17 protein-coding genes are annotated in these 20,870 nt (G+C 54.5%); 12 read left to right on the top strand and 5 right to left on the bottom strand.

All coding sequences use genetic code 11. The features are described 5' to 3' along the window. The first annotated feature begins 239 nt into the window (after positions 1-239). Positions 240-512, top strand: a complete 273-nt coding sequence (locus H6750_06380; protein ID MCB9773939.1) for a hypothetical protein — start codon at positions 240-242, stop codon at positions 510-512. A gap of 257 nt (positions 513-769) precedes the next feature. Here the strand turns inward: H6750_06380 and H6750_06375 are convergent, their stop codons facing one another. Next, on the bottom strand, positions 770-1,330 hold the full coding sequence (locus tag H6750_06375; protein MCB9773938.1) for a hypothetical protein: 561 nt from the start codon (positions 1,328-1,330) through the stop codon (positions 770-772). Between the two features lie 160 nt (positions 1,331-1,490). After that, the gene (locus tag H6750_06370; GenBank protein ID MCB9773937.1) at positions 1,491-1,685 is read right to left on the bottom strand and encodes a hypothetical protein; all 195 of its coding nucleotides are present in this window, start codon (positions 1,683-1,685) and stop codon (positions 1,491-1,493) included. 825 nt (positions 1,686-2,510) lie between these two features. Here H6750_06370 and H6750_06365 point away from each other — a divergent pair. Then, positions 2,511-3,218 (top strand): DUF3313 domain-containing protein, encoded by a 708-nt coding sequence (locus H6750_06365; GenBank protein MCB9773936.1) that lies wholly within the window; start codon positions 2,511-2,513, stop codon positions 3,216-3,218. Between the two features lie 806 nt (positions 3,219-4,024). Here the strand turns inward: H6750_06365 and H6750_06360 are convergent. From H6750_06360 to H6750_06350, 3 genes are all read right to left on the bottom strand, one after another. Next, positions 4,025-4,489, bottom strand: a complete 465-nt coding sequence (locus H6750_06360) for a hypothetical protein (protein MCB9773935.1) — start codon at positions 4,487-4,489, stop codon at positions 4,025-4,027. A 97-nt stretch (positions 4,490-4,586) separates the two neighbouring features. Then, positions 4,587-5,030 carry a hypothetical protein gene (locus H6750_06355; protein ID MCB9773934.1) on the bottom strand — a complete coding sequence of 148 codons (444 nt, stop codon included), beginning with the start codon at positions 5,028-5,030 and terminating at the stop codon, positions 4,587-4,589. Between the two features lie 64 nt (positions 5,031-5,094). Beyond that, positions 5,095-5,640 (bottom strand): hypothetical protein, encoded by a 546-nt coding sequence (locus H6750_06350; GenBank protein ID MCB9773933.1) that lies wholly within the window; start codon positions 5,638-5,640, stop codon positions 5,095-5,097. A 358-nt stretch (positions 5,641-5,998) separates the two neighbouring features. On the opposite strand from H6750_06350, the gene H6750_06345 reads away from it, so the two are divergent. The 10 genes from H6750_06345 (at position 5,999) to H6750_06300 (ending at position 20,847) form a co-directional block, all read left to right on the top strand. After that, complete coding sequence (locus H6750_06345; GenBank protein MCB9773932.1) at positions 5,999-6,712, top strand: DUF4410 domain-containing protein; 714 nt, start codon at positions 5,999-6,001, stop codon at positions 6,710-6,712. Between the two features lie 445 nt (positions 6,713-7,157). Continuing rightward, complete coding sequence (locus H6750_06340; protein MCB9773931.1) at positions 7,158-7,406, top strand: hypothetical protein; 249 nt, start codon at positions 7,158-7,160, stop codon at positions 7,404-7,406. A 441-nt stretch (positions 7,407-7,847) separates the two neighbouring features. Continuing rightward, positions 7,848-8,591, top strand: coding sequence for a peptidyl-prolyl cis-trans isomerase (locus H6750_06335; protein ID MCB9773930.1), 744 nt, complete (start codon positions 7,848-7,850; stop codon positions 8,589-8,591). Between the two features lie 95 nt (positions 8,592-8,686). Continuing rightward, complete coding sequence (locus H6750_06330; protein ID MCB9773929.1) at positions 8,687-9,715, top strand: HupE/UreJ family protein; 1,029 nt, start codon at positions 8,687-8,689, stop codon at positions 9,713-9,715. Between the two features lie 15 nt (positions 9,716-9,730). Further along, positions 9,731-11,692 carry a DUF3604 domain-containing protein gene (locus H6750_06325; GenBank protein ID MCB9773928.1) on the top strand — a complete coding sequence of 654 codons (1,962 nt, stop codon included), beginning with the start codon at positions 9,731-9,733 and terminating at the stop codon, positions 11,690-11,692. 228 nt (positions 11,693-11,920) lie between these two features. Beyond that, positions 11,921-12,601 (top strand): DUF4410 domain-containing protein, encoded by a 681-nt coding sequence (locus H6750_06320; protein ID MCB9773927.1) that lies wholly within the window; start codon positions 11,921-11,923, stop codon positions 12,599-12,601. Between the two features lie 820 nt (positions 12,602-13,421). Further along, complete coding sequence (locus tag H6750_06315; GenBank protein MCB9773926.1) at positions 13,422-15,653, top strand: DUF3604 domain-containing protein; 2,232 nt, start codon at positions 13,422-13,424, stop codon at positions 15,651-15,653. After that, a complete protein-coding gene (locus H6750_06310; GenBank protein MCB9773925.1) occupies positions 15,650-16,639 on the top strand; it encodes a peptidyl-prolyl cis-trans isomerase in 990 nt (329 codons plus the stop codon). The genes H6750_06315 and H6750_06310 overlap by 4 nt, the downstream gene beginning before the upstream one ends. A gap of 698 nt (positions 16,640-17,337) precedes the next feature. Next, entirely contained in the window at positions 17,338-18,489 is a 1,152-nt protein-coding gene (locus H6750_06305; protein ID MCB9773924.1) for a formylglycine-generating enzyme family protein, read from the top strand. Further along, complete coding sequence (locus H6750_06300) at positions 18,490-20,847, top strand: arylsulfatase (GenBank protein MCB9773923.1); 2,358 nt, start codon at positions 18,490-18,492, stop codon at positions 20,845-20,847. Positions 20,848-20,870: the final 23 nt, after the last annotated feature.

The following is a 20,870-nucleotide window of genomic DNA, read 5'->3' as shown; positions in this document are numbered from 1 at the left end:
GAAAATGTTCAAAACACCCGGGCAATGGACAACTGGCAAATTTCCGTGTTAGAGCACATCCTCAAATTATCTGATGGGGACCTTCACATGACGTTCTAGTATTTGGTACTTGATTGCCTCTTTCCTGATGATGAAAGACCCAACGATCTACCGGATACAGAATCACCTTGGAGAACAAATAAAAAATGCTGCGGGCAAATTAGACATCACGGTTAACAATCAGGAGTGGAGGGAAAAAGATGAACGTACGGTTATGGTGGGTGGTTTTTGCTCTGCTGTCAGCCTGCGGTCCTACACAGCAATGGGTCAAGCCCGGCGCGACAGAGGCCGACTTACGTTCAGCGATTACTCAATGTGATCGGGAGAACCGTCATTTTAATCAGGAAGGCATCTCGCATTTTGGCCCGGAAGATGAAACCATCCAACCAAGAAACTATCGCAGAGGTGGAGGGGACATGATGAGGGAGAAATGCCTGCAGGGCCACGGTTGGGCGCTGGAATGGGTCGAGTGAACGAACTGGTTTCAATCACAAAGTGACAAGGGTTTCAGGCTTGTTCAAGTTTATTTCCTGCTTCATTGCCACCCCATCTTCATGCGGGGATTGCAAGATTCGGTTACCCCGACTCGTCAGGGTGGGGCCCTGCATACAGGGCCCCGGATGCAAAGATGACAAGGGAATGAATTATTCCCCTACAGGGCGGGAAACCATTGCCGTCCGTTCCTGGCATGGCGCAATGGGACGTTTTACAAACCACGAAGCTTCCCGTTTTAATCAGCACAGAGTGTTCGTTTTCTCGTTGGAGGATATTGGTTATCCACCTGGCTGGAGCGGGGATCGTCTTGTCCGGTTTCCCAGATACGGACACATTTCGCATTAACATAGAGCAGATCCTTTCGAGGCCCGAAGACATTCACCAGTGCCTTTTTGGTTCCTTCCACTGTTCCCTCTAAAAGAAAGATATTGCCCCGGGTGGTGTAAAATTCCTTTTCGCGTTTCCCGATAAACCGAATGAGAAAATGCCTACTCCTATCGGTTTGCCCTATTTGGGGTCCTTCCTCGATCTGCGTTTTGGGATAGGGTAGCCATTCCGCTAAGATTAAATACCCCTCGTCGGTTTGATCAATACTGACGACGGCTCCTGCGAGCTTCTTTTCCTCTCCCAGGTAACCTGAGGGATTGTCTGCTATTTCGTCGAACTGCGAGCTGGTGGTCACCGTCTTTGTCCCATTCGATTTGGATGACAATAAATCGGAGCCTGGTAATGCCGTGCATCCTATCTGCAAGCCTACCAGTCCCACTATGCCAAGTACGATAATCCCTTTTCTCATGAAGATCCTCCTTTGTGTTAAACAAACAGTCTTGACATTGCAGACGTAAACAGAATGCGATTGATTCCGGTTGCATGGGAATTTTTTCTCATATGAGAGTCCAAGCCTAGCTCGAACTTATTGCAGCCGGGTCAATGGCTTGTTACGGCATTGTTAACTTTCAGGGATCAATTCTAATGAATAGCATCGCATTGTCGGCCGACCCGATTCTATCCACCGTATTACCCTGAGCGTCCTGCTCCCGGTGAACTGGATCTCCAATCAACACACCTGCCCGGATCTTATAGCCCAATGCCTTCAGGGATTCAATTTTTGATCGGGAAAGCGGAGGAATCAAAACTAAATCGGAACGCAAATATCATTTTGACGCATTGAGGTGAACCATTCATATTCTCCGAATAAATCGGGATCCACCACAGTCTCAGAAGGGTCCCTGTGAAGAATTACCGCCTTAAAATGACAAAATAATCTGAAAACATCGTTAGAAAGCCCTATGATTTTTCCGAAGATGAATATGGGAGTGTTGAATAATAATAATTTCCAAGGGCATATTGACCCACCGGCACGTTGCATATTAGAGGCCTTGGGGCTGTTCAAAAAAGCATGCCCTGAGTCTTCCCGAAGGGTTCGTCCAGCAAGGCCGCAGTCATTTTTGCGCGCAGAGCGTACTTCCAGTACGTGAGCACGGAAAAATGGCGAGAACGCCGCTGGCGGCTTTTTTCAACAGCCCCAATATTGATATCGTATTTGGCCGGAACAGTTTTTCATCATGGTCAAACCTAGCCATGCGCAATTTTGAATTGCCCTGTTTCCCATAAGGATTCCGGAGGCTTTGACAGAAAGGATCCGCCTTTTGGGCTGTCGGACTATGCCGTAAGGAGAACATGCCCATCGTCAATTTTTTCAAAGTTTAGCGATTGGAGGGAGGCTCTCCCCATCACTTGAAAACAGCACGATTTTTGTGATTTCACCGATGCCGTATGATAATATTGTTCCATCAGAAGAAAAGAAATTGGCTGTCTGATTGTAGGTTAAGGATTGGCGCAGAAAGATTCCACCACCTTGAGTATGACTCGAAACAGGTGTAACCGAATGAAGTATGATGGTTTATGAAATTCAGTACTCACAATTTGCCCTCGCTCGACGTAAATCAGAGAATGAGCGGGAAGGAGGATTCGTAATGTGCTGGAAATTATTTGTAGGCGTGCTTGGGATGATTATGTGGGTTGGTGGCTGTGCTGATACTTATCAGGTCAAAGGGGATGTAGGTAAAACGGGATTTCTCCTGGATGCCTATCCCTTATTAAAACCGGGCAAAGAAGGGGAAGCCAATCTTGTCTACTTGAATCCGGATGCCAGGTTCAAAACCTACGATAAAATCATGCTGGAGCCGGTGACCGTCTGGCTGGGAAAAGGTGCTGAGGCTAAAGACACCGGAGTGGTGCCCCCGGACGATGTGCGTGACCTCGCCAACACGTTTTATCAAAAAATTTCCGAACAGTTGGCCAAGGATTATACTCTCGTGCAGGAGTCTGGGCCGGACGTGATGCGGCTTTCGGCGGCACTCACGGATGTTGAACATGGAATGCCCGTGTTGGATACGATTTCCACCATTCACCCCATTACGCGGATCGCGTCGGAAGGCAAAAAGCTGGCAACCGGGACCCAAAGCTTTGTGGGAGGAGCCAGCGTCGAAGTCAGGCTTGTGGATTCGCAAACAGGAAAACTGCTGGGAGCCGGAATTGACCGCCGGGCTGGCGGCAAAACGCTCATGAAGGGGTTCGGCTTCTGGACTGACGTCGAAAACATCATGGACTATTGGGCAGCCAAGATTCGCTGGCGCTTGTGCATACAGCGAAAAGGCACCGACTGCCAATCACCAGACTAAATGGTCCATCAGGGGTGGGCCGGCGAACAGAATTTCCTCTCCGGGAGATTTCGTGGGCCCATCCCTGAAGTCCTCTTCCATCTGTGGGTCTGTTGAAAAAAGCCGCCAGCGGCGTTCTCGCCATTTTTCCGTGCTCACGTACTCAGCGTACGCTCCGCGCGTAAAAACGGCTGTGGCCTTGCTGGACGGACTTTTTTGAACCGACCCGGAGCCTTTGATGAGTAATCTAATCCTGGGCAAATTTGTCCTTGTTAATCTTAATTATTCAACACTCCATCTGTCTTTTTGTTGAATACATCCAACCACCATCATGAAACTTTCAGCGCGTTCATGCCCACTCTAACATCAGAGAACCGTTGCGCCCCATTTGCAAGCATGGGGCAATAAGATACGCGGTTTCTGCCTCAAATTTATCCCGACCAAAGCCTTTGACGCGTCCATTAGTTGGGTCCCAGTTGACGAGAATAAAATTCGACGGAGAGTCTCGGGAGAAGAACAACGGGCAAGGCAAACAGATGGAAAGCAGGGAAACGTGTCAGTGACGAGTAAAGCCCTCAAAGAATTCAGCCCTCAGTTCCGGGCCCTGGAACCAAGACAAGGGCACATCAACAGGTAGAAATGTACGAGCGTTTCGGGGGAGATCGGGTTCGGATCGAACGGATAATCTCCGCGAGTTTCCTACGCCCCACGATTCCTGGCTTCCCCCTAATTTTGAACTGACCGACTTATTTAAAATACTGATGAAGCACCGGACATGAATATTATCGCGGGACAATCCCGGGCGTTCGTCCTAGAGACCTTCTCCTTTAACCGATTTTATACCCTTTGGCCTCCATGCAGGTACGATGGGCACGATCAAACGTGTCCCGTGTGCGCTGGTTCCGGGCGCCGGCCTGTTGAACGTCCTTCTGATACTCCTGCTCAGCCGCGCGCTGGCCCATCAATCCCAGCCCGCCGCCGGCAGCGGCACCTATGGCTGCTCCCATGCCTGGATCGCCCGCAATGGCCCCACCGATAGCTCCGAGCGCCGCGCCCCCCATCGCGCCGAACAACGCACCGCCGCCCGATGGCGGAGGGGGCGCGGCGGCCAGGTCCGGATGTTCAGGATCGTAACCGGTCTGCTGCTTGGCCCATTTGTAACACGTAAAGTCGTCCTGCTCCTGCTGCTCCGGACTCTGACCTTTTTCCGGAAACACAAAGGTCTTCGCTTGCGGAGGAGGCGCAGAGTCAACAGGATAAGACGAGGCTGGCCCGTCCTGCTGAGCGCCCACGCAACCTGCCAGCATAACCGCGCATGACAGGATAACACACGACTGTTGTACCCTCATCTATCTTCTCCTTTATCTATTCGGTCAAGGACCTGCCGCCCTACCCGATCTTGTACCCTTTAGCTTCCATACAAACGTTGTGCGCACGATCAAAGGTGGCGCGGGTCTGCTGGTTTTTGGCCGAGGCTTGCTGGACTTCTTCCTGATACCCCCGCTCAGCCCGACGTTGTCGCATCATGCCCAGCCCACCGCCGGCAGCAGCACCGATCGCCGCACCTTCACCGGCATTGCCCGCAATGGCTCCCCCAATGGCTCCGAGTGCGGCACCCCCCATTGCTCCACGCATCCCACCACCACCGGATGGCGGCGGCGGCGCGGCAGCCAGGTTCGGATGTTCCGGATCATAGCCCGTTTGCTGTTTGGCCCATTTGTAACAGGTAAAGTCGTCTAACTCCTGCTGTTCCGGACTCTGTCCCTTTTCGGGAAACACAAACGTCTGTGCTTGCAAGGAAGGGGCAAGGAGAAGCAACCCCAGTCCAAACATCAGTCCCAAGTTCAAATACGTACGCATCGTTGCCTCCACAACTAGAAAATGAATTGTTTCGCGCTTATTTCTTGTCGGGAATATGATAGGTCAAATTAGGCCACACCGCGACTCCCTCTCCAAGCTGTTGGGCCGACTCCACACCGCTGACCATTGTAATTTCCCTCGCCTGGATTTTAGAAATCATCTCGCCTTCCCCCGTAATGCCGGCAAACCTGCCGGTCCCGCCGGTGATCGTAAATGTTCCCCGGCACCCTTCCACATCACCGGTGCAATTAAATTCCCCAAAGACACGATTGCCCTGCTCACCCGTGATGACACACTTGGCATGACCTGTTTTCGTTCCCTTTTTCAGATCAGCATCAACGGTGCCGGGACAAACGATCGAGGCCGCATGCATCGGTCCATTGCCGTCATCCACTAACATTACGCCGCTGTAGACGGCGACCATATATACTTGATCAGGCCCGACGGGAAATGCAAAGCCCACCCCTTTCCACGGAGACATCGCTTTGACACTGCCTTCTTCCGCATGACCATATCCGCCCGGCATCAACGTGAACGCAATGAGAACTGTTATTGTCAGGATTCCGCTCACCAATTGCTTCATGGATTCTTCCTCCTTGGTTTAAATAAAAATGTAACGGATGCGCGCCAATATACCAAACATTTTCACACGAGGAAAAGCTGCGTTTCATCTGCAATTACAAATTTTCCTGTTTCCCGTCGACACAATCAAGAGGCGCGCTGAAGTCAAAAAATGCTCGTACCAAACGCATGGGATATCTCCTCGATTTTTTATGCCGTTTTACCCTACAATGCGTAATCCATAATCAGGGCAGGATTGATCGATACGTTCTGACAGTCAATCACTCATTGAGGATTTTTTCTTCCTGACGCCTATGGGAAAATCCGCAGGGCGGAAAATTGAACCCATCCAACATCCGACAACCAAATGGAGGTCTGTCATGAGGTCCCTCACAGGTATCGTCCTAGGAGTCTTTGTCATTACGGTGGCGGCAGGATGCTCCTCCACCAAGATCACCGAAACACACCCGATGTATGGCAAAGAGAAACTTCCCCAGCCGGAACGCATTTATGTGTATCCCTTTGCTGCCACCCATTCGGATCTCCCGCCCTGGTCCTCGGCAGCCAAACAACATGACCCACCCGGCGCACCGCCATCGCCCGAGCATCTTGAGACAGGGCGAAAACTGGGTGCTGCGGTCGCAGAAGAATTAGTCTCGAAAATTCAACAAATGGGACTGACATCCCTGGTGGCAAACGCACAGACCGTTCCCCGGGTCAATGACCTGTTGATTGTGGGGTATTTTGGCACGTTCGAAGAAGGTAGTACCCTCAAACGGATGGCCCTGGGGTTCGGATCCGGGGCAGCTGAAATCACGACGGCTGCGGAAGGGTACCAGTGGACAGCCAATGGGCCCCGGCAACTCGGATCCGGGAAAATGGATTCCGCGGGAAATAAAATGCCCGGAATGGCCTTACCTATTGTCGTCCTGGCCGCGACCGCCAATCCAATCGGATTGATTGTCGGCGGAGGGGCAAAGGTGTATGGGGAAATGTCCGGAAAAGATACGATCGAGGGCGCGAGCAAACAAACAGCAGATGCGATCGCCGAACACCTTGAGCAAAAATTCAAGGAACAGGGGTGGATCCGGTAATTCAGATTCGAATGGTCCAAAGCGTACCAAGAGAAGCCGATTGAAAAAATATCGCTCACGGGGCGTGGTCACGGCGGCATCCTAGGGAGGAGATATCACGCCTGTCGCCGAGGCGGGGGAAAAGGAATTTCGCCATCAAGGCGAATCACACCCTAAACGATTTTCGAACCTCACATCCGGGGAGAAATGGGAGAACTCCCACGAAAGCACCAAGGCCAGCAATCCTTATTTCAGGCAATAGATGGGAGGATCTCTATTGCATTCATCGGTTTCCGCTGCCATCACCGAATTCAAATTTGGACATCCCGGGAGCAGATTGAAGCCAACCTCCGCACGAATCAGACAATACGCGTACTGAGCATACCTTAAGCCTAATCGTGACCCGATTGAATTGTTCAGGGAGTCTTGAAATTATTCGCTCAACTTGGCAGAGGGGAGAAACCGCATGCGGTTAAAGAGGAATCCATTCCACAACCCCAATGTTCTGGTATGCCTCTGGATTACCTTACTTTTCAATGTACCTATCCCTAAGGCCGGAGCCCTACCGACAGTTAATGAAATTCTTCAAGAGTTGCACCTCTCGGATACCGCCCTGGAAGACAACCGGCAGAGAGAGATTGTAAATTGGTCGCCCGGAGAAGGATCAGATCTGTATCTGCCCCGGCATGGCCTTCCCGGTGAACACCAAACCTGATGATCTGGAAAAGCCATATCGAGAGGCCCCCGAACTGAAAAAAGTCACACACATCCTATATCACGATCGATCACCGCACCGTATTTCAAGAACATGTTCTGGGAGCTTCAAACCAAACAAGGGACACAATGGCCAGAAGTTACGATGACAATTCTTGTATAACAGTCAACCATACAAACACGTCCTCCGAGGTGTCCTATCTATCGCCAACAAACTTAGCAAAGGATAAATTCAGGAAACTGGGTATTTCGGAATTGTGAGTGAAGATGACTGCAGTCAGTCCATGAACAATGTATTTCCCAACCCTTTTTTCCCGGAGGTGTAAGATTGTGCATCATGAGACATTGGCTTAAAGATCCCCTGGTACATTTCCTCATAGTTGGTGGGCTAATATTTGCTGGTTACACTTGGCTCGATCGCGCGCCCGCTCACGAACCGCGTATGGTGCGCGTCACTTCGGCCGAAGTAAATTGGCTTAAGGAAACCTGGGTCCGCCAATGGCAACGTCCACCAGACGACCAGGAACTCAGTGGCCTCGTGACTGACTATCTAAAGGAAAGACTGCTCGCACAGGAAGCACGCGAATTAGGCTTGGACGAAAACGATACCGTTGTCCGCCGTCGGTTGGCGCAAAAGATGGAATTCCTGGTTCAGGACACCGCCCGCCTCGCTGAACCGGGTGAGGACGAACTGCGTCAGGTATATGCTGCCCACCGCGACAACTACACAACCCCCGTCCACATCTCGTTTCACCAAATCTATTTCAAACATGAAGCAGGAGCCCGTCAAGGATTGAAGGAGCTCCAGATGTCCGGCACTGGTGACGCTGGTGACCCCATCCTGTTGGAACGCGAATATATCCGGACCGACTTGCAGACAGTGACCAGTCTGTTCGGACCAAAATTTGCTGAACGCGTATTTACTCTCGAATCAGGTCCGTGGCAGGGACCGATTGAGTCCGGGTATGGCTTTCATCTGGTGCGGATCAGCGAACGAGTGCCGGCAGAGCCGCGTGCCTTTGAGGAGGTACGCAACCAAGTCGTCAACGAGTGGCATCGTGCACAACAGGCAAAAATCCAGGCACAGTTTTTTTCGGAACTGCTGAAGAAATATGACATCATCGTGGACGAGAGCATCAAACCGCTGATGGGGCCACTCGGAACCATGGAGATGGCTCGAAGATGATCGCGATCCGTCCGACATGGACGGTCACGTCCCCCTTGGCATCAGTCCAACGGGGCATCACGGCCGCTATCTCCTGGAGACTTCCCCTCTCCAAAATGATTTCCTATTTGCCCCGCCCTCGCAGCCCAAAATGGCCGGGGCTTCTTGCTTGCGGCACGGTCCTATTCGGGCACTTCCTCTTGCCGACACCAGCCTTTGCACACGAGGTTCGTCCGGCCTATTTGGAACTTCGGGAAATCACAACCGGAGAATTCAGCGTGCTGTGGAAAACACCCGCGCGCGGAGAGATGCGTCTGGCATTGTCGCCGGAATTCTCCGGCCAACCCAAAGACATCACACCTCCCGTAAACCGCCAGACAGAGACCGCCGTCGTGCAAACATGGAAGATCCGGACCATCGAATCCTTACGCGGTCAAACCGTCCGGATTCGCGGGCTTGAACGGACGATGACGGATGTCCTGGTGCGAATTGAATTTGCCGATGGCAGTTCGTGGGTCCAACGGCTTACCCCCTCGAATCCCGTGGCCACGGTACCCGTGGAGCAAAGCGCATGGGAAGTAGCCGGCCAATATTCGAAGCTTGGCGTGGAGCACATTCTTCTCGGCATTGACCACCTGCTCTTCGTGCTCGCGTTGCTGATGATTACCAGGGGGACGATGCGTCTGGTCAAAACTATCACCGCCTTCACCGTGGCGCACAGCATCACACTCGGACTGGCGACGCTGGGATTTATCCATGTGCCATCGCAACCTGTCGAAGCGCTCATCGCGTTGAGCATTGTGATGGTCGCCGCTGAAATCATTCACACCCGGCGTGGCATTGAAGGAATCACGGCACGTGCGCCGTGGATTGTGGCGTTTTCGTTCGGGCTGCTGCACGGATTCGGGTTTGCGGGCGCATTGAGCGAAGTCGGTTTACCGGAGGGACATATTCCAGTGGCCTTGCTCTTCTTCAATATCGGAGTCGAAGCCGGTCAATTGCTATTCATCGCTGCCGCCATTGGTGTCATGGCAGCTTTTCGACAGATTCACATTCAAATGCCACAATGGACCCAATATATCCCCCCATACACCATCGGCAGTGTGGCGATGTTCTGGGTCTTTCAACGCCTTTCAGCATTTTAAAAAGGAGACTGCCCGATGAAAACACGAGTTATTGGTCAAACGATCCTCAGCGGAATGATGGTTTTTACCCTGAGTTTTCCTCTGGCCGATACCGCCACAGGCGCCTCGCCGGGACTCAGTGCCCCTGAGAAGGACACGGTGGAAAAGGCGTTTCCATCTAAGCCCCCCTACTCGCCCTATGCCGGCCGCAGTTTTCCTACGAGACCCTTCTTCGGCGACACCCATCTGCACACGTCGTTCTCAATGGATGCTGGAGCGTTTGGCGCACGACTCACACCGCGTGATGCGTATCAGTTCGCCAGAGGCGAGGAAGTCATAGCGTCGAGCGGCCAACCGGTCAAGCTCTCACGTCCGCTTGACTTTCTTGTGGTTGCGGATCATTCCGACAACATGGGGTTTTTCCCCGATCTCTTCGCCGGAAAACCCGAGATCCTGGCCGACCCGACCGGACGGAAGTGGTACGACATGCTTCAATCCGGCAAGGGAGCGGAGGCAGCCATCGAGATTATCATGTCATTTTCGCACGGAACCTTTCCGAAGCCGTTGATGTATTTCCCCGGTACGCGACCCTATCGAAACGCCTGGCAGGAAACGATCAAGGCCGCCGAGGATTTCAACGAACCTGGCCGCTTTACCGCCTTTATCGGGTATGAGTGGACATCCAACACCGGTGGCAATAACCTGCACCGCAACATCATCTTCCGCGACAGTGGTGATAAGGCCAGCCAGGTTGAGCCATTTACCGTTTATCCTCCGATGGGTAGTGATAATCCAGAGGACCTCTGGACATGGATGGCCGCCTATGAGCAAAAAACCGGCGGCAGCGTGCTGGCGATTGCCCACAATGGCAATTTGAGCAACGGCCTCATGTTTCCGACGATCGAGACGTTTGGCAAAACGATCGATCGCGAGTATGTCGAGACCCGGGCGAAGTGGGAACGCCTTTACGAGGCGACTCAGACTAAAGGCGACGGGGAGGCTCACCCCTTCCTCTCACCCAATGATGAGTTTGCCGATTTCGAGACATGGGATAAAGGCAATCTTGACGGCAGCGTGGCCAAAACAAAAAAGATGCTCGAATTCGAATATGCCCGCTCAGGCCTGAAAAATGGCCTCATGCTTGAAGAGAAGTTCGGCACGAATCCATTCAAGTTCGGCCTGATCGGCAGCAGCGATGCCCACACCGGTCTAGCCGCGCTGGAAGAGGAGAACTTTTTTGGCAAAACCACGCCCCAGGAACCCACTCCGGAACGGATGACCAAAGCCTTTTTTGATAATCCCAAAACCGGGGTGAAGGTGATGGACTGGGAGGTCGCTGCGGCGGGATACGCCGGGGTCTGGGCAACAGAGAATACCCGCGAGGCACTCTGGGACGCGATGGAACGAAAGGAGACGTATGCCACGACCGGACCGCGCATGCTTGTTCGCTTCTTCGGCGGCTTCGATTTCAAACCGGCTGACGCACACAACCGGATGCCGGCCAATATAGGCTACACAAAAGGTGTCCCGATGGGCGGTGATTTGCGCGATGCCCCCCAAGGTAAATCGCCCACGTTTCTTGTGGCCGCACTGAAAGATCCTATCGGCGCGAACCTTGACCGTATCCAAATTATCAAAGGATGGTTGAGCAAGGACGGGGCTCCTCAGGAAAAGGTCTACGATGTTATTTGGGGAGATGCCGATAAACGCCAGCCCGGGTCTGACGGCAAGCTGCCACCTGTGGGTAGCACCGTGGATCTCGAAAACGCCACCTGGACCAACACCATCGGCGATCCGGAATTAATCACGGTCTGGACGGATCCGGATTTTGACCCATCGGTTCGTGCCTTTTACTATGCACGTGTCCTTGAGATTCCGACACCTCGTTGGACCGCCTACGATGCGAAACGTTTTGGTGTGATACCCCCACCGGACACCAGAATGGTGCTCCAGGAACGCGCGTACACCTCACCAATCTGGTACAATCCGGGGACATAAACCCCAAAACAGAAATCGCCTGAGCAATCAAACCGGTCATAATCGACCAGCAGAAAATGATTAGTCGATTTATCGATTTACCATCATCAACATCTCATGTGCGGCGAGGTCCTAATCCTTGCCCGTCGGAATGTCCGCCCGATGTCTGGGATGAAACCGAAGGCGATGCACATGCCCTCTAACCAAAGGAGATCCGCCATGAAGTTCTTCATGCGGTCCGTAGTATGTATGTTGTCCCTCGTGGTTTCAGTCGGATGCGCCTCGACCGAGACATCGAACCGCGAGATACTCGTGACCGAAAAACTCGCTCGACCCGCTCACATCTGGGTATACGACTTTGCCGCCAGCTCCGCCGACGTTCCGGCCGATTCCGTGCTCGCCGGGCAGCATACCGATCATCCGACTCCCCAAACTCCCGAACAGATCGAAGCCGGTCGGCAGGTGGGTATTCACATTGCAGAACAACTGGTCGAGGAGATTCGCTACATGGGACTGGCAGCCAGACGGGCTTCGAGTGAAACCACACCGCAGATCAACGACCTCGTGATCCGGGGCTACCTCCTCGCCATCGATGAAGGCAGTGCGGTCAAGCGCGTCGCGGTGGGATTTGGCTCCGGTGGGTCGGAGTTGACGGTGGCGGCCGAAGGCTTCCAAATGACGCCCCAGGGACTGCGAAAACTTGGATCCGGTACCGTACATTCCGGAGGAAGTAAAACCCCCGGAGCAGCGGTAGGAACCGCCGCCCTCATTGCCACGGCCAACCCCGTGGGCCTTATCGTTGGAGGCGGGATGAAGGCATACGGGGAATACAGCGGTAGCGCCAAAATTGAGGGCCGGGAAAAGGCGATTGCCAAAGAAATCGCCGATAAGATCAAGCCCAGATTCCAGCAACAAGGATGGATTAAATAACCCGATGATGGCGTGTCCGCGGGACACCCCGGCGGACACGGCAGGGACGAGCCCGAACATCGCCTCCAAACATGCAGGCCTGAGACCGATGCAAGAAGGACATCGCGAATTTCAAAATTGATGAAGAGGACGTTTCCATGAATCTATACCCCATATTATACTGCCGGTATTTGCAACAATATCGACATTCGATCCGCATACGGCAGAAATATTGGACCGAGACGCCTTCCGGGAGTGTTGAATAATAATAATTTCCAAGGGCATATTGACCGACAGGCACATTGCATATTAGAGGCCTTGGGGCTGTTCAAAAAAAGTTGTCCAGCAAGGCCGCAGTCATTTTTGCGCGCAGAGCGTACTTCCAGTACGTGAGCACGGAAAAATGGGGAGAACGCCGCTGGCGGCTTTTTTCAACAGCCCCCTTCCCGATCCACGAATTCAGGTACCTATCGATCACCGTGTTGGATGCACGGAAGGCGATCGTCCCGTTGCGATACGAAGTGAATGGGCCCGCGACCCAGGACAAACCACGCATCAGAACGGAAGCCACCCGACTTTTCGGTTCTGATTTCTTTTTCAACTCAAAGAAGGCTGGCAGTCAACAGGATACCCGGAGAGGACAACAAAATGAGGTAAGCTCAGATCCGATAATCCCGGAAAGGCCAAGAACAATAATGAGGCCCTGCTTAATCGCGACATTTAGGGAAACGATATATTCTTTGTCATCCTCAATGCCAACAGGAAATTCTGAGAACCTCCGTTCGGCAAAAACAGGCATTCACTGTCCCGAACGAATTCCATGCGAAAAAAGGAGATTGCTATGCAGAACCGTGTTCTGTTTCGCCTGAACCTCGGCTCTACCATCAGGACCCTATTGTTAGCCGGACTCTTGATCCAGGCGGGTCAAGCGGCCTTCGCCCAACAGGCACCGGAACGGGAGGCCTATTTCGGGGAAACGCATGTGCATACGAGCTGGTCGCTCGACTCCTATCTCGGATTCGGGAACACCATCGCCGGACCTGAAGAGTTCTACAAGTATTCGCTGGGACAGCCCATCACGCATCCGGGGGGATTCACGGTGAAAATCACCAAACCGCTTGACTGGGGCGCGACCACCGAGCATGCGGAGTATCTCGGAGCCGTTCAGGCCGCACTGGACCCCGATTCGCAGCTCAGCAAGACCTTACTTGGAAAGTCCTTGAAGTTCGGCAGCCGGGTGGAGGCCGAGGCCACGTACAAGCTCCTCACGGTGACCATGCTCAAAAATCATCCCCTTACGGATTTGATGGCCCCTGACGTGTTGGGCACCTACTGGAAGCGGCTGGTGGAGATTGCCGACAAATACTACCAGCCCGGCAAGTTCACGACCTTTGCGGCGTATGAATGGACCTCCACACCCAACAGCGCCAATCTGCATCGCAACATCTTTTTTCTGGATACCAAGAAGGTGCCGGACATGCCCTTCAGCGCGATCGACTCGGACGATCCTCGCGCGCTCTGGAAGTGGATGGACGACCAACGCAAAGCGGGCAACGAGCTCCTCGCGATTACCCATAATCCGAACCTGAGCAATGGCCTGATGTTTCCAACGGAGGTGGATGATCGAGGGCGTCCGATCGACAAGGCGTGGGCGGAGACCCGCATGCGCAACGAACCGCTGGGGGAACTCAAGCAGGTCAAGGGTCAGTCGGAGACCACACCGGGCCTGTCACCCAACGATGAATTTGCCAATTACGAAGTCGTCGTCTGGCAACTCCTGGGTTATAAAGGCGATCCGCGCAATTTCGGCAGCTACATCCGCCAGGCCTTTAAGGACGGACTCGCCATGCAGGACAGGCTCGGCCTCAATCCTTACAAATTCGGTGTCGTCAGCGGATCCGATTCGCATAGCACCGCGGTGTCCTACCGGCAGAACAACTTTTTCGGCATCCACGGAGGTAACTTTGACGAAACACCGGAAAAGCGCCTGGAAGGCGGGCATTTTGGATTCAAGAACCTGTGGGCCAGCCCTGCAGGCTTGAGCGTGGTGTGGGCGGAAGAAAATACGCGCGAGGCCATTTTCGCCGCCATGCAACGCAAGGAGACCTACTCCACCAGCGGCGTCCGCCTCAGGGTAAGGCTATTCGGCGGATGGGAATTCGGACCCGATGTCCTCAAACAGAAGGATTGGGTGAAGACGGCTTATACCAAAGGCGTATCGATGGGTGGCGATCTGCCGGCTGCAACGGCCAAGGCCCCGTCGTTCGTCGTCTGGGCGGTGAAAGACCCCGACAGCGGCAACCTTGATCGCATCCAGATCGTCAAAGGCTGGTCCAAAAATGGTCAGACCTTTGAGAAAATATATGATGTTGCCTGGGGCGGCACGCGGAAACCGGACCCGGCCACGGGTAAACTGCCCTCGATCGGCCACACGGTAAACCTCGTGACGGCAACGTATACGAACACCATTGGCGCAGTGGAGCTGAAGACTGTCTGGACGGACCCGGATTTTGATCCGAGTCTCGACGCATTTTACTACGCCCGTGTTCTGGAGATTCCGACCCCGCGCTGGAGCACCATCCAGGCTGTGCAGTTGGGCAGAGTACCGCCGGACGGTGTGCCGGCGACGATTCAGGAGCGCGCCTGGACATCGCCGATCTGGTACACACCAAACGAAGAGTCACGCAAAGCGGCCAAACCGGGCGTCACCGTCGCCGAACTCACACAGAAGGGCGCGATCGCTCTCGGTGACGAGGAATTGAAACAGTTGATCGTGGGCAAAACCATCCGGGTCCGTAATTCGGTCACCGGACAACGGTTCGAAATCCTCCATGGAGCCGACGGTCGGCGCCTCATCACGGCGGTTAACGGGAATCTGCCAAGCCTGGACGTCATGGGCGAGTTGGCGCATGGCCGCCAAATGCAATATGAAATCCGCGACGGGCGCTACTTGGTGGATGTCGCGGGGACCCCCTTCGAAGTGATCGTCTACAAGATAGGCAACAAGCACGTAGCGGCACGCAGCAATGAGTTCGGGTACGCCAATTATGAGATCGAAGCGGCCGACGAATGACCGGTCTGAGCCAGCGTGAAGAAGTGCGGTTGGAAGAACGCGTTGGTCCGGATCAGGATGATCCCGCTTCCGTCGGGGGAACACCATCGCGTCTCAGGCGTTGGGGACGCGAACCGCTGCTGCACTTCCTGCTGATCGGCGTTGTGTTATTTATCGGATACCAGGCGCTGCAACCGGAAACGACCGGGCGTAATTCATCCAATCGCATTGTGTTGACCATGGACGATCTGCGCCAACTCAGGGCAACGTGGCTTGCGCAAGGACGCCCTTCGCCCACTCACGAGGATATGCGTCGTCTCATCGAAAACAAGGTCCACGAGGAGATCTTCTACCGGGAGGCGCTTGCCCTGGGTCTGGATAAGGAAGACATCATCGTCAAACGCCGACTGGCACAGAAGATGGAGTTTCTCGTCCAAGATCTCGCTGCCCTTCACGACCCGACGACTGAAGAACTCCGGGCCTGGTTCGAGAAGAATCCCGATCGCTTCGCGCCGCCCCCACGGGTGTCGTTCCATCATCTCTATTTTTCCCCTGACCGGCGTGGCCCAGGGGTAAAAAAAGAGGCTGCATCAGCGCGTGAACAGCTTAACGGGAAGCCATTGAATTCGCCCGTTTTGTCAACGCTGGGCGATCCTTTCATGTTCCAGGACTTCTACAATGACCGGACGCCGGATCAGGTGGCCGCGGTCTTCGGCACCACGTTTGCCGAAACATTGCTCCAACTCACGCCGCGATCCTGGGAAGGCCCGATTGAGTCCGGATTGGGCTGGCACGTCGTCTGGGTAGAGGCGCACACACCGGGTCGCACGCCCGCCTTCGAAGAAATCGAGCCGGACATTAAAGCTCAATGGAGCGAAGAGCAACGCATCGAATCCAGCCGCCGGACGTTTGAGGCAATGAAAGCCCGCTACGAGGTGGTCCTGCCTCACGCACCTGCGATCGATGACATGACGGCGGACACCACGGAGACGAAGGGAGCGCCATGAGCCAAACGGAGGCTCATAGGCAGATGTTTCCGGTTGTTGGGGGAGTCACCCTCAGGCAGTGAGAATCGCCTATCACCTGATGCCCCAACAAGCTGTCCTGACCAATATGGTGGACTGACTGATCTTTCCGATCCCCTTGCGTCGAAAAAACGTTGCGCATCGGTTCATCACGAAAAACCTTCTCGTCATAAGAGTTCTATCATGCAGATATTTCCTCGAAATGTCGTCTCGGTGCGAGTCCTCGCGTCGGCTAACGGACGCGCGTCAACCAACGTCACCGAGGGTCATCGGCATAGGGGCACGAAAAAAATTTTCGCGAAACCCGAACGACGCTCTGTATAACTTGTTGCGCCAAGCCATGCAGCTTTTCCATCCTGGCCCACGGCAGCAAAAAACTATACCAATTCTCCCAAACGACGATCGTGCCATCGGCGTGAAACAGGTAGAAAAGTTCTGGAAGTCCTGGTAGATTCGTGTGAGTCCCTATTCACCGCAACAAGAGTTCAATTCTTTTTCTCAACTAGTGTGAAGTCATCATGAAACCCGGACGCGGTTTGAAAGACCAAGGGAAACGTTCCCTCTCTCATGCGGTTAAGCCAATTGGCGCAGGGGTCTTCGTCGTGCTCTTGGTCATCGGAGTCTGGTGGTATAGCGGGGCACAATCAGACCAGTCATCTGTGCCGGATCCACAGGTCGGCATGACCTGCGATATGGGTATTTCGGCTGCGAAGCCCGGCCGGGCTCTGTCAGTGACGAATCGGCAACCAACCATGCCTATGGACCAGCCGTCCCCATCCGCGGAGGCTTCATCAGATACTGAACACTCGTCACCGCCCTCCGATCCTGCTCCGGAGGGAATGGTTTGGATTCCCGGTGGTGAATTTTCCATGGGGGCAGCGGATTTATCCGATGGGGAGATGAACGATGTCGGCATGCACGCGACGCTCGATTCCCGGCCGATTCATCGGGTCTATGTCGATGGATTCTGGATGGATAAAACAGAGGTCACCAATGCACAGTTCCAACGGTTCGTCGACGCCACCGGCTATGTCACGGTCGCGGAACGCACACCACGTGCGGAGGATTTCCCAGGTGCCCCACCGGAGAACCTGGTTGCCGGATCCGTCGTGTTTACTCCACCGGACCATTCCGTGCCGCTCGATAACCATTTCCAATGGTGGAGTTACATACGAGGCGCAAACTGGCGCCATCCGCTTGGTCCAGGGAGTGACCTCAAAGGGCGCGACCAATTTCCTGTTGTGCACATGGCGTATGAGGACGCGGTCGTCTATGCGAAGTGGGCCGGCAACCGACTCCCGACTGAAGCGGAATGGGAATTTGCCGCGCGGGGAGGATTAAGCGGAAAAGTCTATCCCTGGGGAAATGAGTTTCGAAAAGACGGCCAATGGATGGCCAATAGCTTTCAGGGTCATTTCCCGCAACAGGACACGGGGAAGGACCAGTATCCGGGCATCGGGCCTGTGGCAAAATTTCCCCCCAACGGGTATGGACTGTATGACGTAGCCGGGAACGTATGGGAATGGACGAGTGACTGGTATCGGCCCGATTATTACGCACGACTCGCCATAGCAGGCGGAGTCGCACACAATCCCCAAGGGCCGGACTCCCCGTTCGATCCCAGCGAGCCAGGCGAACAAAAACGCGTGCACCGTGGCGGGTCGTTTTTGTGCACCGATCAATACTGCTCCCGTTACATGGTCGGCACACGCGGCAAAGGTGAAATCAACACGGGAACCAATCACCTGGGATTTCGCACGGTCCGCTCATTGCAATCCAAAAAAGAACAATCGCCCATGAGGGAAGCTCCACAAGCAAAGGAGAAGGAGTAAATGAAAATGGTACCAGTGAAGTGGATGGGATCTCTGCCATTGATGGCGCTAACGCTGACGATAGGATCAGGTGGGGGCGATGTGTTTGCGCAGGACGTCCTTCCGAAGCCCGAACCGGCCTTTCATGGTACCATCGGCAAGACGTATAAGGATTCGAAACCGGACTTTCCTAAACCTCTTCAGGCACCGGCCGGTGCCCCGAATGTGCTGATCGTCCTGTTGGATGATGTCGGCTTCGGGCATGCCGGGACCTTCGGCGGTGCGGTGGCCACCCCCACCCTCGACCGGCTCGCGAAAAACGGGCTGCGCTACAATCGATTCCACACGACCGCCCTCTGTTCGCCCACGCGCGCCGCCCTGCTTACCGGACGCAACCATCATAGCGTAGGAACGGGGGTGATCATCGAGTTGGGAACGGGGTTTCCAGGCTATACCGGTATAGTGCCTAACACCACGGCCGGATTTCCGGAAATTCTCCGGCAGAACGGATATACCACGGCCGCCTTCGGCAAATGGCACAATACGCCGGACAACGAAATCACGCCGTCAGGTCCTTTCGACCGATGGCCTACCGGAAAGACCTGGGGTTTTGAATATTTCTATGGGTTCATGAACGGAGAGACCCACCAGTATTATCCGGTGCTCTATCGCAATACCACACCGGTCCCCCAACCGAAGACACCGGAAGAGGGCTACCACCTCACCGAAGACCTGGTAGACGACGCCATCGGGTGGATGAATCAGGTGAACGCCACGAATCCGGAAAAACCCTGGTTTATGTACTTCTCCACCGGAGCCATCCATGGCCCGCATCACACGCCCAAGGCCTACCGGGACAAATACAAAGGCAAATTCGATGCCGGTTGGGATCAGTACCGCGAGGAGACGTTCGCCCGTCAGAAAAAACTTGGTGTCATTCCGCCAAACACCAAATTGACACCCAGACCAAAGGAACTGCCGGCCTGGGATGACCAGCCGGAAAATGCCAAACGCGTCTATCGTCGCCTGATGGAAAACTACTCCGGTTTCCTCGAACATACTGACATGGAAGTCGGCCGTCTGCTCGCGGCCGTCGAAAAATCCGGCGAGCTGGACAACACACTGATTTTCTATATCGTGGGCGACAACGGCGCCTCCGGCGAAGGAGGCCTTGAAGGCACGGTCAATGAGGTGGCAAGCCTGAACGGCATCCAATTGGGTCTGGCAGGTCTTGAAGCGAAGTTCGACGAAATCGGCGGACCGGAAACCGAGCCGCATGTCCCGGCTGCCTGGGCCTGGGCCGCCGACACGCCGTTCCAGTGGACCAAGCAGGTCGCCTCACACTTCGGCGGTACGCGCAACGGCCTGGTTGTGCACTGGCCAAATGGCATTACCGCGAAGGGTGAGTTGCGCTCCCAGTTCCACCACATCATTGACGTGGCTCCGACCGTGCTCGATGCCGCGCACATCACCCAACCGCATGTCGTGAACGGCGTGAAGCAGGAGCCGATTCAAGGTGTCAGCATGCGCTACTCATTCGACGATGGCCATGCCAAGTCCCGCCGCACTGTGCAATATTTTGAGATGTTCGGAAACCGCGGCATTTACAAAGACGGCTGGATAGCTACCACGCGGCACGGACGACTGCCGTGGCAGACCGGAGGTGTGGTCCTCGGTTCCTTCGACAGCGACCCCTGGGAACTCTACAACCTGGAGGAAGATTTCTCTCAGGCTGACAATTTAGCGGACAGGTATCCGGACAAAGTGAAAGAGTTGCAGGCGGCGTTCCTTGTCGAGGCGAAAAAATACAACGTATTACCACTCGATGACCGCCTGGCCGAACGCTTCGACGCGTCGCTCCGGCCCAATCCGTTAGCCGGTCTGAAAAAATTCAGCTATGGTCCGGGTGTGACCGGCATCAGCGAATCAGCGGTGCTCAACACTCACGCCGTTCCCTTTAGCATCACCGCCGAGGTGGAAGTCGACGAAGGTGGCGGCGACGGCGTACTCGCTGCTATCGGCGGGGTCACATCAGGCTGGTCCTTCTATGTGAAGGACGGCAAGCCGACGTTCTACTACAACTTTTTCGAGGTGGACCATGCGCGCATCCGGTCGTCCGAGTCATTGCCCAATGGCAAGTCCCGTGTGCGGGTTGAGATCATGCCGGTGGAGCCAGGCCCCGGCAAGCCCGCTAACGTGAAGCTGTTTGTCAACGGCAAGGAAACCGGGAGCGGTCAGATCGGAAAAACAGTGCCGTTCCGCTACAGCGTGGAGCCGTTCGACATTGGACGCGATACCGTGTCTGCCGTGTCGAAGGACTATCAAACCCCGTTTGCCTTCAATGGTCGCATCGAGCAGGTAACGATTGAAACAAAATAGGCCCTCGTGAATGCCGGCTGAGT

This window comes from Nitrospiraceae bacterium, from assembly GCA_020632595.1.
Classification (GTDB): Bacteria; Nitrospirota; Nitrospiria; order Nitrospirales; family UBA8639; genus Nitrospira_E.
Note: the sequence above shows the minus strand (reverse complement) of the source record. Positions and strands in the feature narration are given on the sequence as shown.